Below are 15,191 nucleotides of genomic sequence, written 5' to 3'. Positions count from 1 at the left end.
ATCAGTGACTTTTTATAAATCGAATAAATATTCCTTCTGCTAATAGAAAGAATAAAGCTGCCCATAATAACCATCTCCAGTAATGACTGCCCTGCATGCCTTCTTTGATATCTGTTTTAATATCTGCAGCATTCATGTATGGTTTGATCTCAAATTTGTTCCCATAAAGTTTATTCAATTCTGCTTCGGAGTAATAACTTAAATCGGATTCTTTTCTGTTTTGGTTGAAAGCCAATTTACCCAATTGAGATTGGCCGGAAAATAGGTCATAGATCCCTGCTGATTTTACTTGATCATAAACATCTAAGTAGATTTTATTTTGTGCGATTTTCATTCCGGGGATAAATTCCTCCGGCCCTGAAATTTTGAGACCGAGATCCTGAATATTATTTTGTTGAGGGACGTCCCAAGCGATTAAATTGTCAGAGCCGATTACATGAGAGTGAACTTTACTGTCACTCGCAGAAAGTGCTGTTTTGAATAATAAAGGCACAAAAATTTCGGCGGTCTTCCCCAGATCTGTATATTCATCCTCAAGAGGAGATGAAAATATATAAACTTCCGATTTTTCTAAATGATAGCGTATCAGCATAGGAGTTTCATCTCTATACTTCAACAAACTCTCATAAGGTCTGCCTCCTTTAAAACTATAACTTGCTCTTGATGAAGGCAATTTCATATTGGCCTTTTTACTGACAAATACATCTGCAAATAGATCAGACTCAAGATTAATTTCGCCACCTTCCTTATCGATTCTTTCAAAGCTAGACAGTTGTGGTGCACCTAAATGAAGGTACATTGCTTCATAGTCTTTTGGTCCAATGTCAGCTGCAGGAAACAACAATATATTTATGCCTTTTTGACATGCTTTATTCAATTCTGAAACTAAACCGCTACTCAGATATTTTATGTTTTGTAAAAGAATTAATTGATAGGTTTCAAATTTACTGTAATCCAGTGCATCACTTTTTTTAAAATCAGTTTCGAAAGTGGGCATGGATTTTAGAGCACTCTGTAAGCTTGGATTTATCTTGTCCTGATATATTGTTAATACTTTAATTTGTTCTGCTGCTTGAAAACTCATGAAATACTGATCATCATATGTAATCGGGAAATCAGAAATTTTAATTTCCAAAGAATGCCATCCTGCTTGATTTACAACAAAATTAATGGTATCAATTTTGCTTTTACCGGCGCTGATTTGTAGCGGGGCGGAAGGAAATTCCTGTTGATCGATACGATAACTTACACGAACGTCATCCAGATTCGAGTTTCCAAAATTACTTACCTGATAGACCAGTCGGTTACTTTGTTTCGGGAGAATAAGTGGATGGATAAAATAAGCTGTGTCAATGGACAAATTATTTTCTTTGAGTGACTGTACGGGAACCAATCGAATTTGAAGGCTACTGTCGATCTCCGTATTCGTAAACTGCGTGATATTCTTTTGAAAATCGGATATAAGATAAATTTCAGGCTTTAGTTTGGGATTGCTTTTGACTGTTTGTATCTGTCTGTCCAGGATTCTCGAAAGGCTTTGAACTGAAGGGGTGGGTTTAATTTGTTCTAACAAAGTAAATGCTTCTTCGCGATTTAGCAAGCGCATTTGTTTCCCATCCATGTCATGTGTGATCAGTTGAAATTTGTCAGTTTCTGGATAAGCCTCCAGTATGTCGTGAGCCAATTTTTTAGCAGATTGAAACAACTCTCCGTCAGCATTTCTACCTTTCATAGACCACGAATTATCTACAAATATGCTTACTGCGTGCGCTTCACCTTGAGCTTTATTTTCACTCTTATTGAAAGGTTGAGCAAAGCCAAATATAAGGGCTGCTACAGCCAATATTCTTGCTAACAGAATCAACCAATTTTTCAGCTTGTTTCGGGAAGCCGTTTCTTCTACCAATTCTTTGAGAAATCTAACATTGGTGAATTGTACAGGTTTGTATCTTCTAAAATAAAATAGATGTATGACCAATGGTACAACCAGTAATGCTAAAGCCCACAAAAATCCGGGAAATAAAACACCCATTCTCTACTTGTCTTTCGTTCACAAATGTAAGTCATTTCTCCTTAAAATGATGAGTACGAAAACCGTCTTCCCTTTATGATTCCTGATTTAACAAAAATTAAGCATTATTTGCTGTGCTTTTGCCGAAATTTGCCACAATTCAAGATTAATTCACCTAATAAAAGTTGTTATAATATGTCTCTACAATCTGAATTCAATGATTACAGGTCCAGGATGAATGAAGTAATTCTATCTAAAGACAACCTTCCGCTCAAGCGCTTTTTTTCATTGGACCACCAAATGTATCAAGATGGAGCGCTTCCCATGAAAACGAAAGAAATGCTTGGTTTGGTAGCTTCTATGGTGCTGAGATGCGATGATTGCATCCGTTACCATCTTGGCAAATGTCATGACCAAGATATCACTACTGAAGAAATCTATGAAATTTTTGCAATTGCCAATATGGTCGGTGGATCCATTTGCCTCCCTCATACACGAAGAGGAGCTGAATACTGGGAAGAACTGGTATCGCAATAAGAATTTATATACTTTTTTGTTCGGGAGTTATTACCTTGATTTTCATTGTATGACGACATCAATAAAAAAAGCCCAAATTTGCACGGCGCAAATTCAGGCTCTTTCGACTAAGGTCTCAAAATAAGAAAACTACGATCTTTATCAATCAAATGGATTGAAATCAATTTTAAAGAAGCCTTGATAAATGGAAAATTTGGATGCAGGTTTACGAGTCTGTACTCAAATAATTTGCACTGCTTCAAGGATTCGACTCAAAAGTAGAAAGAACTACTGGTATTTCCAAGCATTTTGAAAAATAATATTTATTTTTTTTTCATATGTAAGCGCTTAATAATCTTATGTTTTTAATTTATTATTGAATATCATGTATTTATACATTAAAAAAAATACTCATATAATTGAAGGTTTTTCTATAGCCTTCCATTCAAAGATTTTGTATGCCTAGCCAGATATGCTATCTTTGCCAATCGTTTGCCCGGGTGGTGGAATTGGTAGACACGTACGTTTGAGGTGCGTAAGCCGAGAGGTGTGCAGGTTCGAGTCCTGTCCCGGGCACTTTTTGTAGATTCAAGCACTCTTGAAGAAGGTTATTGCGAATGCAGTAACTTTGGTGAGTTGATAGAATTGAGCTCTATTTAACCTAATTTTATATCAATTCGTTAAGATCCGGTGAATTTTAATTTTTCGCTTTTATCTTCATGCGCCAATGAAAGTCCTATGATTATCAGCTGCATCGCTTGTGTCAAGATGTGTAATACAGGTTTCTACATTGCACACCATTACATATCATGACAATCGGAGAGGCTTCTGAAAATATCTCTTTCATCATTCAAACAAATCCAAATGAAAACTAGAATACTACAACTTGCACTTGTTTTTTTATCCATCAGTTCTTGTGCTAATGTGAACAAGATGATGGAAAAAGGCAACTATGATGGGGCTATTTCCAAATTAGTCAAGTCTCTTGCTGGAAAGAAAAATAAAGATCAAGAAAAGGTCATAGCACTGGAATATGCATTCAAAAAGGCCCAGCAAAGGGATTTGAGGACAATTGCAGCATATCAGCAAGATCTGAAAAGCGCGGACTGGGAAAATATTTATGCCGTATATTACAAAATCCACAATAGACAGATCAGTATCGAGCCCCTATTACCTTTGGTTTCTGAAGAAGGTTATCAGGCTACATTTGATTTTGTAGATACAGAAGTCAGATTGCGTCAGGCAAAAAATGAAACGGTTGAATACTATTACCAATCAGCTGTTGAAAAGTTAGAAAAAAGCCGTAAAAATAAAGAGAAATACCTTGCTCGTTCCGCATATGATGATCTAATAAAAATCGATCAACTCTCAGCGAAATATAAAGATTGTGATCAATTGAGAAAAATCGCAATCGAGCGTGGAGCAGAACATTTTCTAGTAAAAATGGTTAATCAATCTCAAACAATAATGCCGCAGAAGTTTGAAGAGGATTTGTTGGATTTTTCTATTCAAGATATCAATAAATTATTTAAAGTATACCATACTTATTATTCTTCTGAAATAGATTATGATTTCATCATCAGGATGAATATTCGCAACATCCAATTCAGTCCTGAGCGCGAAAAATCAAGAGTTTATGAAGATATATTTGAAGAAACCATAGAAAAAGAACAAAATCATAAGTCAGAACGAGACACGATTTCAAAAGAAAAAACTGAAAAGTTGACAGTTCGTCACACTGCTACAATAGAAGAAGTGTTGCAACAGAAAACAGTTGCATTGACCGGCGATGTAGAGTGGTTTAATGTTTCCAATAATGAGGTTTATTATTCCAGACCTGTGGAAGTGGAAGCAGTTTATGAGAATATTTATGGTAGATTAATCAAAGGAGATAGAAAATATTTAAATGATGACACCAAACAAAAACTATCAAGAAATCCTCGACCTTTTCCAACTCATGAAGAGATGTTGCATGATGCAGGTATTCAGTTGAAAAAGAAAATGAAAGGCATCATTTTCGATAAGGAGAGTTAGAGAGAAGTGCAATCATTCTCATATAAATTTGAATGTCATGAGTACAAAGAGAAACAAACTTTTTTTCTTGCTGAAAAGCACAATTCAGTTGTTAGGACTTGTCTTTGTACTCATGTTTTTTCTAGCGTGTACAGATATTCCTTACAATGCACTCATGAGACTTGCTGAAGTCCCGAGCTGTGAACGGCCGCCGCGTTATATTTTCGTGCAAGGTGGCAATGCATTTCCTAGTGCCGATGCACTTTTATTGCAGTATCATCTTGAAAAATCGAGAGAACAATTTCCGGAAGCCAAAATTTATTATTGTTTGCCATCAGTTTCATCTGACACTTCAGGTGAATCATATATTAGAGCTCGTTTGGTTTCTATCGCTGACACTTGTCCTCTGCAACTTAAAGTGATTTCAGATGGGGTCAATACTTATGATGAAATACAAAAACTGGTTTCTCTTCTTCCACATGATAGCTTGCATTGTTCACTACTTTTGATTACAAAGCCAGAGCATTACAAAAGATCAATTGCGTGCTTGAATCGATCAGGTATTACTGATATCTGCGGAATAAATACGATGGATACTCCCGTTCCTCCATCTTTACTCGCTCATGGAGAGGAGAGTAAAAGATCACCAGCATTGCTATGGCGATATAACGTATGGAGTTATCTTCAGTATGAAATTATTATATTTCGGGAGTATTGTGCTATCCTCTATTATCGGTTAAAATCTTATATCTAAATCGTACATAAAGCTTGATCTGACTACCAGGAGTATAAATAAAAAAGCCTTTCCATTGGAAAGGCTTTTTTATTATTATTTTAAGGCAATTATTTTTTTCTATTTGCCAATATATTATTCACGTCTGTGATAAATTCTGCTGAAGTTGGTTTATAGCCAGTTCGACCGATTTGAGCAATTTGAAATTGCTTGGTGGTTTTGTCTTTCTCAAGGTCAAATACCCACACAGTAGGAAAGCCTTGAATTTGGAATTGCTGTTGTAAACTGGCATTTTGCTGTCTCAAGTCATCCGGTAACTTTTTGTATCGGGGATAATCCAATTCTAGTAATATTACATTTTTATTGGCCCATTTCTTGAATTCATCGGTGACAAATACATTGGCCGTAAGCCTTTTGCACCATCCGCACCAATCACTTCCTGTAAAATTCGCTAGGATCGGTCTACCTGTCTTTTTGGAAATTTTATATGCTTCTTCAAGAGAGGTTAACCAGCCTTCATTTGCTGCCAGTGCGCTTGATGTCGGTGTTTGAGCACATGAACTCAATGACATTAAAAAACTACTCAATACCAGGGTGAAAATTAAGCTTCTTAGCATATTTTTAGATTAATTTTTTAAAATTGATAACTGTAACGCAAAAGTTCAGGAATTAGTTCATAAATAGTAGTTCTGATAACCGATCTGAAAAATGTTGGCTTAAGCTAAACCAACTCTTTTCTCAGTCTAGCCACAGGGATATTGAGCTGTTCACGATATTTTGCAATCGTGCGCCGGGCTATATTGTAACCTTTTCTCAGTAGCAGTTCCTTCAGCTTTTCGTCACTCAGTGGCTTGCGTTTGCTCTCTTTGATGATCATTTCCGATAGGATCTTCTTCACCTCAAGGGTTGAGACCTCATCGCCTTCTTCATTTTGGAGCGATTCTGAGAAGAATTCTTTTAATCGCTTAGTGCCAAATTCTGTCTGTACAAATTTGCTATTGGCTACTCTAGAAATCGTCGATATGTCAAGGCTTGTTACCTCAGATATATCTTTGAGAATCATAGGTTTAATTTTCTTTTGATCACCGGTATGAAAGTACTCAGATTGGTATTGCATGATACAATACATGGTCTTGTACAGAGTATCTTGTCTTTGCTTGATGGCGTCGATAAACCATCTTGCACTTTCAATTTTTTGCTTGATGAATAGTACAGCTTCCTTTTCTTTTTTATTATTCTGTTGTGTATTTTTATGATCTTTGTAGGTGCGCAACATCTCCAGATAATGGTCATTTACCCTGAGATCAGGCGCATTTCTGGAATTGAGAGTCAATTCCAATTCTCCATCGCGATTCACGATTGTAAAGTCCGGAATGATATAGTGACCAACCATCTGATTAGGCTGGTGAGCGTCAACGTAACCCGAAGATGGTTTTGGATTGAGTTTTAGAATTTCATCCAATGCGGATTTGAGTTGGGACTCGGTGATATTCAACGAGCGCTGCAGTTTTATATAATGTTTTTTCGAAAATTCGTCAAAAAATTCTTCGAGAATAAGCTCCGCAATTCGGAGAGATTTTTGAAGGTGTTTTACGTTGTTCACCTTTTGTTTTCCTCGGATTTGAATCAATAGGCACTCCTGCAAATTTCTTGCTCCAACACCCAAAGGTTCAAACGTTTGAATCTTTGCTAGAATGGCTAGAATTTCTTTTTCATTTGTATCAATGTTTTGGGCAAAAATGAGATCATCTATGATCGCAGAAGGTTCTCTTCTGAGATAACCATCATCATCAATACTGCCTATGATCTGTAGTGCTATTTTATATTGGTCTTCAGTTTTCAAACGGAGTAGACCAATTTGCTTTTCAAGATGATCATGAAAAGTGTTTTCTACAGCAACCGGTATAGTCTTGTGCTCGTCCATATCGGCTCCATAATCGTCTGATTTGTATTTGTATCCTGCAGTATCATCGTCCATGTACAAACTCAAGTATTCTTCAAAATCATTGTCATGGCTTTCCTCCTTTTCAAAATGATCATTAGAATCTGCCATCTCTGAATCAGATCCAGAATCTTGTGGATCTTCATGGTCATTTTTGTCATATCTATCCAAATGTTCATCGTCATAGTCTTCATCTCCTTCTTCTAGTGCGGGATTTACTTCCAATTCTTCCTGTATTCTTTGATCCAGGATAGATGTTGGAATTTGTAGCAGCTTCATTAATTGTATTTGCTGCGGTGACAGTTTTTGGAGTAATTTTTGACTGACGTGTTGCTTGATCATAATCCAATCTCTATTGAAAACAGTTTAAGACCTCCTGCCGTTAATTAGGTGGTCTTGATCCATCATTTATTGAAAGGACAAATATAGGCTAATAATTATGATATTAAAATAATTTATAATATATAAATAATTAAATATGTGTATAAACGACAGAATTAATGCTTTGCGAGTGCAAATGAAACAGCATGGAGTAGATGCATATATCATCAGTTCTTCAGATCCACATCAAAGTGAGTATGTTCCGGAACGCTGGTCAGGAAGGCAGTGGATCAGTGGATTTACAGGAAGCGCAGGTACAGTAGTCGTCACAACAAGTCATGCAGGTTTATGGACAGACAGCAGGTATTTTCTTCAGGCAGAAGAAGAGCTGGCAGGGACCGAAATGCAACTCCATAAACTCCTGGTCCAAACTCAAGCCGAGTATGTCGATTGGATTTGTGCGAATATAAGATCAGGATCCATCGTAGCTTGTGACTTTGCTTGTTTTAGCTTTGGACAAATTCAATCTTTTGATAAATTGCTTACCGCTGCGGGGCTACATCTGAAAAATACGAATTGTCTTCTCGATGCGATTTGGCTGGATCGTCCTTCATTACCGATCCTTCCAATCTGGGATTATGATATCAAATATGCGATAGTATCAAGAGAGTCAAAGTTGGAAAGGATACGGACTTGGATGAAGACCCTAAAGGCAGATGTGTATCTAGTTACAGCATTGGATGAAATTGCCTATTTATTAAATTTAAGAGGGTCAGATGTCGAATGTAATCCGCTATTTGTATCGTTCTTTAAGATGGATCTACATTCTGCAACTCTTTATGTTCAGAAAGCAAAACTCAGTTCCGGATTAATTCAGGAGTTGAAATCTTGTAACATAGAAATTGAGGCATATCAAGAGTTTTATAAGGTGGTAGCCGATATGGATAAGAACTCTAAAATTGCTGTTGATCCGACTACTTTAAATGCAAAGCTCGCGCTTTTGTTGCCTCAGAACAGTTTGTTGACAACAGTCAGTCCTGTAATGAATATGAAAGCTGTGAAATCAGACAAAGAAGTCGCTCATATCCGAGTAGCAATGGCTAAAGACGGTGCAGCTTTGGTGAAAGCATTTCGTTGGTTGGAGCAACAACTGGCTCAAGGTGTTCACCCAACAGAATACGAAATGTCAGAAAAACTAGCTTCAAGTCGTGCTGAAATGCCAGATTATATAGGAGAGAGTTTTCATGCTATTGTCGGGTTTAAGTCAAACGGTGCCATAATTCATTACAGGCCAGCCCAAACTAACTCTTCCAAAATCAAAGCGGAAGGTGTTTTGCTTGTGGATTCAGGGGGGCAATATTTAGATGGGACCACCGACATTACCAGAACAATAGCATTGTCTGAACAGAATATTGAAATTAAAAAACAGTATACTGCAGTTTTAAAAGGGCATATAGACTTATGTAAACTTGTGTTTCCTAAAGGTACAAAAGGTATTCAAATGGATATTCTGGCAAGAAGACATCTTTGGGTACTTGGATTAAATTATGGTCATGGCACCGGACATGGAGTCGGATATTTTATGAATGTGCACGAGCCACCTCAGGGATTTGTTTCAGCATGGAATCAAAGAGGAATGGCAGAATTTTTACCTGGAATGTTGACCTCCAACGAACCTGGATATTATGAAACAGGAAGCCATGGTATCAGAATTGAAACCTTGTTATTAGTTCAAGAAAATGAAGAAAAAGATTTTTGTTCTTTTGAAAATATGAGTGTTTTCCCAATTGATAAAAATTTAATAGACCTTAAAAGTTTTGGATTAGATTACAGAGACTGGTTGAATAATTATCATCAATATTGTTTAAAACAAATCTCACCTTGGTGTTCAGAAGAGGAAAAGAAATGGTTGGAAAGTAAATGTACTCCAATTGAGCTATAATATTAAATAGGGCCGTATTGGAAGAAAGCTTTAATTATTTTAACCTCACCAAATTAATATGATGTTGAATCGAATTTTGTTTGTTGTCCTAATTCAACTTAGTTTATCATTTGCATGTGTTGAAGCGCAATCTTACTTTCCACCCTCCACTCCAGGAGTTTGGGATACTATATCACCTGCAAGACTTGGTTGGTGCAATGAAAGAATTGACAGTTTGTATCAATTATTAGCTGTCAACAATACCAAAGCATTTATCCTCCTGAAGGATGGCAAAATTGTGTTGGAAAAATATTTTAACAACCATACTCCAAGCTCTCTATGGTATTGGGCATCCGCAGGAAAATCATTGACATCTTTTGTCGTAGGATTAGCCCAGCAAGATGGATACTTGAGTATAGATGATCAAACGTCAAAATATCTCGGCCCAGCTTGGACAAATTGTACTCCAGAACAAGAATCTAAAATAAAAATTAGAAATCAGCTCACAATGACAACTGGATTGGATGATGCAGTTTCGGAACCGGATTGTACTGTAAGTTCATGTTTGCAATATAAAGATGATGCCGGAAATAGATGGGCATATCACAATGCAGCTTATACATTATTGGATCAAGTAATAGAAAATGCAACTGGAAAAACATTCAATCAGTATATCAATCTGAGGATCAAAACCATCACAGGTATGGATGGACAGTTTATCAAGCAGGGATATAATAATGTCTTTTTTAGCACTGCCCGCAGCATGGCCAGATATGGCTTGTTAATTCTGAATCGTGGGGCATGGAATCAACAACAAATTCTTATGGATCAAGCCTATTTTAATAATATGATTTCTACATCACAAAATTTAAATCTATCGTATGGGTATTTGTGGTGGCTTAATGGCAAATCCACTTATATGATACCTCAGACACAATTTGTTTTCAGAGGGAGCCTGAATCCCAATGCACCAGCAGATATGTTTGCCGCTTTGGGCAAGAACGGCCAGTTCATTAACGTGATACCATCCCAAAATATGGTGTGGATCAGGATGGGTGAGGCTCCTGATAATTCCCTTGTACCTTTTACTTTCAACGATGACATTTGGGCACTGATTAATAGTTTAAAATGTAATACCAGCTCCACTCACGAAAGCCAAAATACTGGGTCAGAATTATATGTTACGCCCAATCCATCTTCACATGAATTATATATTCTAGGAGAAAACGATATCAAGAATTTGAAGTATCAAATTTTCGATCATTTAGGTAGGAAAATTTCAGAGGGCTCTTATTATAATCAAATAGATATTTCAAATTTGCCAAAAGGATATTATTCAATTCTTGTTTCGAATATGAATCATTCACTACCGTTCAGATTTGTGAAAATTTAAATCTGAGAAACAGCTTAGTAGGATCTAATGTTAAGAATTGAAATTCATAGAATGTTGAATTCAAAAAGTTGCTGTCAATCTCAATTAGATCTCAATTCACGCCTCAGTATTTTTCCAACGTTGGTTTTTGGAAGTTGGTCTCTGAACTCTACTTGTTTTGGCATTTTGTAATTTGTCAAGTATTTCTTGCAATGAGCGATGATTTCGTCGCTCGTCAATGATTTATCTTTCTTGACAATAAATGCTTTAACTGTTTCGCCTGATTTTTCATCCGGAACTCCGATCACTGCTACTTCGAGGACTTTATCATTAAGCGCGATGACGTCTTCTATTTCATTTGGATAAACATTAAAGCCTGACACCAGAATCATGTCTTTTTTTCGATCCACTATTTTGAGAAAGCCATCAGTATCCATCGTTGCGATGTCGCCTGTATAAAGCCAACCGTCTCTCATCACTTTTTCAGTTTCGTCAGGTCTGTTGTAATATCCTTTCATTACCTGAGGACCTCTAACCAAAATTTCTCCTGCTTCATTGAAACCGCACTCCATACCTTGTTCATTGATGATTTTAATTTCTGTAGAAGGAACAGGCATACCAATGGTCCCAAGTCTCCCGGAACCATCGATAGGATTGATTGAAATGACAGGTGAGGTTTCAGTCATACCATATCCTTCACATAGATCACAACCCGTAACCTTTTTCCAATTTTCAGCTACAGAGGTCTGCACAGCCATCCCTCCGCCTACGGAAACCTTTAATGATGAAAAATCCAATTTTGGAAATTCAGGATGATGCAACAGGGCATTGAAGAGGGTATTTACGCCTGTAATTAAACTGATTTTATTTTTTTTGAATTCTTTGATCAAAGAAGGTATATCTCGGGCATTGACTACCAGAACTGTATTTGCTCCAAGACTCATCATAGCCATGATATTCACGGCAAATGCAAAAATATGGTAGGTAGGTAAAGGTGATAACGCGACTTCTTTTCCTTCTTGAAGATGCGAACTAATAACAGCTCTTATTTGAAAGACGTTTGCAATCAAATTTCGATTTGTCAACATAGTGCCTTTACTCACACCTGTTGTTCCTCCGGTATATTGAAGTAGTATGACATCATCCGGCTTTGTTTCCGTTTTGACAAGGGTGAATTTTTTTCCGGTTTCAAGTGCATCGCAAAATTTAATCGTATTTTCAATGTGGAAAGTTGGTACCATTCCTTTGAAATGTTTTACGACAAAGTCTATTAGTCCACCTTTGAAGAAGCCCAACATTTCACCAATTGAGGTTGTGATTACGATTTCAATTGAAGTATTTGACAAAACCGTTTCCAGGTTCTTTGCAAAATTTTCAGCGATTACAATAGCTTTAGCTTTGCTGTCTTTGAACTGGAACTCCATTTCGTGGGGTGTATATAGTGGATTCACATTTACGATGATGATTCCGGCTTTGAGTGCACCAAATATGGCAATGGGATACTGAAGACAGTTTGGCATCATCATAGCAACCCTATCTCCGGCTTTCATTCCTCGGCTTTGTAAGTAAGCTCCAAAAGCTGTCGACATTTCATCTATTTGTTTGTAAGTCAAGCTTTTGCCCATAAAAGTATAAGCCTTCAAAGCAGCGTATTGCTCAAATTTTGATTTTGAATAAGCGATAAGAGATGGAAAAGCATCAGCATCAATATTAGCCGGCATGCCACTGGGGTAGTTTTTTAACCAAGGTCTGGTATCCATGACAATAAGTTTTGTTCGATCGAATGACTGGAAAGATAGCATAATTTTTTGACTAAGGTTTTGCCCTAGCGAAATGATTAGTTTGTGACTTACTTTTTGCAGATCAAACCTGAATTGAATTTAAATATTATGGGAAATGAGCGACATTATAATTTACTTGTCTTACCTTTGCGCCGCTAAAATTATTGTTTAACCTTTAAAAAATTTCCAAAATGTTGGACGACAACAACTTAGAACACGAAAATGAAGATTTCAGCCCAGAAGAAGAGACTCAGGTCGAATCATCTGAAATAACCAGCTCTGAAAATCTCGAAGTACCTCTAAAAAAAGAAGACGAAGCGGATTCATATCTTGACGAAACAGTCGATCTTGAAACTCTCCTTGAGGTTGATGATCACTCAGGTCCGCACGACCAGTTTGACTGGGCTATCAGCAACAAGAATACTGTAAATTATTCTAAGGAAGATCAAGAAAAGTATTTGAAAGATTATGATTCTTCTTTCAACATGATCAGTGACGGACAATTGCTCACTGGACGTGTGGGTGCAATCTCAGGCAATAACGTATTACTGGATATCAAATATAAATCTGATGGCTTAATTCCACTTTCTGAATTCAGGGACATGGATCTCAAACCTGGCGATCAGGTTGAAATCTATGTTGAGAGGACGGAAGACGAGAAAGGGCACTTGCAGTTGTCTCGCAAGAAGGCTAAATTACTGCGGGCTTGGGAAAGCTTGGTAGATTCATATAAAAATGGCTCAATTGTCAAGGGTAATGTGATCAGCAAGACCAAAGGCGGGCTCATTGTCGATTGCATGGGTCTTGAGACATTCCTTCCTGGTTCGCAGATAGATATTAAGCCTATCGTGGATTACGATGCATATGTTGGGAAGACGATGGAGTTCAAGGTGGTAAAAATCAATGAAACCATTAAGAATGCGGTAGTATCACACAAAGTCCTTATTGAAGGAGACCTCCAAGAGGCAAGAGAGCAAGTGCTTTCAGGTTTGGAAAAAGGTCAGGTTTTGGAAGGAACGGTCAAAAACATAACAGACTTTGGAGCATTCCTCGATTTGGGAGGTGTCGACGGTTTGTTGTACATCACAGATATTTCTTGGGGAAGGATCAATCATCCTGCAGATGTGTTGGAAAAGAATCAAAAGATCAACATCGTAGTATTGGATTTTGACGAAAACAAGAAGAGAATTTCTCTTGGTCTGAAGCAATTGATGCCTCATCCTTGGGATGTACTTCCAATGGACGTTGTGGAAGGATCAATAGTGAAAGGAAAGATTGTCAATATTGAAGATTATGGGGCTTTCTTAGAGATTTTACCTGGAGTAGAAGGCTTGATACACGTATCTGAAGTAAATTGGAACAGTCAATCAGTCAATGCTAAAGACTTCTTCTATATCGGTCAGGAATTTGAGGCAAAAGCAGTTACACTCGATCGCAATGAGCGCAAGATGTCGCTGAGCTTAAAACAACTGACAGAAGACCCTTGGACTCAAATTCAAAAGAATTATCCGGTTGGATCAAGACACATAGGTGTGGTCAAAAACCTTACGCCATATGGTGTTTTCGTTGAACTCGGCGAAGGAATCGGAGGTATGGTTCATATTTCTGATCTTTCTTGGACCAAGCGTTACAATCATCCTTCTGAATATACTAAGGTGGGAAATAAACTGGATGTGGTTGTTATGGAGATTGACTCCGAATCGAGAAAACTTTCATTAGGACACAAGCAGTTGGAAGAAAACCCATGGGATACTTTTGAAAATGTATTTCCAGTTGGGTCATATCACGAAGCCACTGTCATCCGCAAAGAAGACCGAGGCGGATATATAGTCCAGTTACCATATGGTTTGGAAGCTTTTGCACCAACCAAACATATGAAAAAAGAAGACAATACTCAAGTTGCTCAAGACGAGGCAGTGACAGTAAAAGTGATCGAATTCAATCGCGATGACAAGAAAATAGTTGTCTCTCATAGCAAATATTGGGAAGATGTTAGACGTGAGGCTGAAGATATTGTGAAGAAGGAGAAAGATGTCGAAAACAAAAAAACTCAGAAAGTCATAGAGAAGCAGAACTCAAAAATTGAAATGACCACTTTGGGTGAACTTGAAGGCTTCTCAGCTCTAAAGGAACAATTACAAGATGCGGCAAAGGCCAAATTAGATGCTTTTCATAAAACTAAACAGGAAAAATCAGATGTCGTGCCTGCTCAGGAGATGACTTCAAAAGAAGAAGAGGCTCCGGTTGTAGATGAAATCCGCCACAAAGAAGCTGAAGTGAAGAGTCCCAAAAAAGCGTCTAAGGCAAGTGCAGAAGGTGATGATTTAAAAATCATAGAAGGCATAGGGCCAAAAATCGCAGAGTTGTTGAATGCAGATGGTATTTTCACTTTCAAGGATCTGGCAAACGCAGAGGTAGATAGACTGAAAGGGATTTTAGATGCGGCCGGATCACGGTATCGTATGCATGACCCTACTACTTGGCCTCAGCAATCTGCACTTGCAGCTGATGGCAAAATGGATGAACTTAAAGAACTGCAAGCCAACCTAAAAGGTGGAAAAGCAGAATAATTTCAGAAAAA

Annotated in this window: 10 protein-coding genes and 1 tRNA gene; 7 read left to right on the top strand and 4 right to left on the bottom strand. The window is 37.4% G+C overall.

Annotated features, from left to right (window positions below; translation table 11 throughout):
- Nucleotide 1: 1 nt before the first annotated feature.
- Nucleotides 2–2,032 carry a BatA domain-containing protein gene (locus IPI99_02410; GenBank protein MBK7339361.1) on the bottom strand — a complete coding sequence of 677 codons (2,031 nt, stop codon included), beginning with the start codon at nt 2,030–2,032 and terminating at the stop codon, nt 2–4.
- A gap of 174 nt (nt 2,033–2,206) precedes the next feature.
- On the opposite strand from IPI99_02410, the gene IPI99_02405 reads away from it, so the two are divergent.
- From IPI99_02405 to IPI99_02390, 4 genes are all read left to right on the top strand, one after another.
- Nucleotides 2,207–2,548, top strand: coding sequence for a carboxymuconolactone decarboxylase family protein (locus IPI99_02405; GenBank protein MBK7339360.1), 342 nt, complete (start codon nt 2,207–2,209; stop codon nt 2,546–2,548).
- A 473-nt stretch (nt 2,549–3,021) separates the two neighbouring features.
- A tRNA-Leu gene (locus tag IPI99_02400) sits at nt 3,022–3,103 on the top strand.
- 288 nt (nt 3,104–3,391) lie between these two features.
- Complete coding sequence (locus tag IPI99_02395) at nt 3,392–4,561, top strand: hypothetical protein (GenBank protein MBK7339359.1); 1,170 nt, start codon at nt 3,392–3,394, stop codon at nt 4,559–4,561.
- A gap of 37 nt (nt 4,562–4,598) precedes the next feature.
- Nucleotides 4,599–5,294, top strand: coding sequence for a hypothetical protein (locus IPI99_02390; GenBank protein MBK7339358.1), 696 nt, complete (start codon nt 4,599–4,601; stop codon nt 5,292–5,294).
- A gap of 89 nt (nt 5,295–5,383) precedes the next feature.
- Here IPI99_02390 and IPI99_02385 read toward each other — a convergent pair whose 3' ends face one another.
- The gene (locus IPI99_02385) at nt 5,384–5,890 is read right to left on the bottom strand and encodes a thioredoxin family protein (protein MBK7339357.1); all 507 of its coding nucleotides are present in this window, start codon (nt 5,888–5,890) and stop codon (nt 5,384–5,386) included.
- Nucleotides 5,891–5,994: 104 nt separating this feature from the next.
- Nucleotides 5,995–7,557, bottom strand: a complete 1,563-nt coding sequence (gene rpoN / locus IPI99_02380) for an RNA polymerase factor sigma-54 (protein MBK7339356.1) — start codon at nt 7,555–7,557, stop codon at nt 5,995–5,997.
- A 175-nt stretch (nt 7,558–7,732) separates the two neighbouring features.
- On the opposite strand from rpoN, the gene IPI99_02375 reads away from it, so the two are divergent.
- Both IPI99_02375 and IPI99_02370 read left to right on the top strand, forming a co-directional pair.
- On the top strand, nt 7,733–9,478 hold the full coding sequence (locus IPI99_02375) for an aminopeptidase P family protein (protein ID MBK7339355.1): 1,746 nt from the start codon (nt 7,733–7,735) through the stop codon (nt 9,476–9,478).
- A 58-nt stretch (nt 9,479–9,536) separates the two neighbouring features.
- Nucleotides 9,537–10,850 (top strand): serine hydrolase, encoded by a 1,314-nt coding sequence (locus IPI99_02370; protein ID MBK7339354.1) that lies wholly within the window; start codon nt 9,537–9,539, stop codon nt 10,848–10,850.
- An 80-nt stretch (nt 10,851–10,930) separates the two neighbouring features.
- Here the strand turns inward: IPI99_02370 and IPI99_02365 are convergent, their stop codons facing one another.
- Nucleotides 10,931–12,589: an AMP-binding protein gene (locus IPI99_02365; protein ID MBK7339353.1), complete on the bottom strand. Its 1,659-nt coding sequence runs from the start codon at nt 12,587–12,589 to the stop codon at nt 10,931–10,933.
- Nucleotides 12,590–12,801: 212 nt separating this feature from the next.
- On the opposite strand from IPI99_02365, the gene rpsA reads away from it, so the two are divergent.
- Nucleotides 12,802–15,180, top strand: a complete 2,379-nt coding sequence (rpsA, locus tag IPI99_02360; GenBank protein MBK7339352.1) for a 30S ribosomal protein S1 — start codon at nt 12,802–12,804, stop codon at nt 15,178–15,180.
- Nucleotides 15,181–15,191: the final 11 nt, after the last annotated feature.

The organism is Saprospiraceae bacterium (assembly GCA_016710235.1).
In the GTDB taxonomy this organism is placed as follows: Bacteria; Bacteroidota; Bacteroidia; order Chitinophagales; family Saprospiraceae; genus Vicinibacter.
This window is presented reverse-complemented; position numbering and strand designations above follow the sequence as displayed.

Bases quoted from the DNA above. Each gene is read 5' to 3' on its own strand.
- IPI99_02375 (MBK7339355.1), top strand. From the start codon at position 7,733: ATGAAACAGCATGGAGTAGATGCATATATCATCAGTTCTTCAGATCCA.
- IPI99_02410 (MBK7339361.1), bottom strand. From the start codon at position 2,032: ATGGGTGTTTTATTTCCCGGATTTTTGTGGGCTTTAGCATTACTGGTT.
- IPI99_02365 (MBK7339353.1), bottom strand. From the start codon at position 12,589: ATGGATACCAGACCTTGGTTAAAAAACTACCCCAGTGGCATGCCGGCT.
- IPI99_02370 (MBK7339354.1), top strand. From the start codon at position 9,537: ATGATGTTGAATCGAATTTTGTTTGTTGTCCTAATTCAACTTAGTTTA.
- IPI99_02390 (MBK7339358.1), top strand. From the start codon at position 4,599: ATGAGTACAAAGAGAAACAAACTTTTTTTCTTGCTGAAAAGCACAATT.
- rpoN (MBK7339356.1), bottom strand. From the start codon at position 7,557: ATGATCAAGCAACACGTCAGTCAAAAATTACTCCAAAAACTGTCACCG.
- rpsA (MBK7339352.1), top strand. From the start codon at position 12,802: ATGTTGGACGACAACAACTTAGAACACGAAAATGAAGATTTCAGCCCA.
- IPI99_02385 (MBK7339357.1), bottom strand. From the start codon at position 5,890: ATGCTAAGAAGCTTAATTTTCACCCTGGTATTGAGTAGTTTTTTAATG.
- IPI99_02405 (MBK7339360.1), top strand. From the start codon at position 2,207: ATGTCTCTACAATCTGAATTCAATGATTACAGGTCCAGGATGAATGAA.
- IPI99_02395 (MBK7339359.1), top strand. From the start codon at position 3,392: ATGAAAACTAGAATACTACAACTTGCACTTGTTTTTTTATCCATCAGT.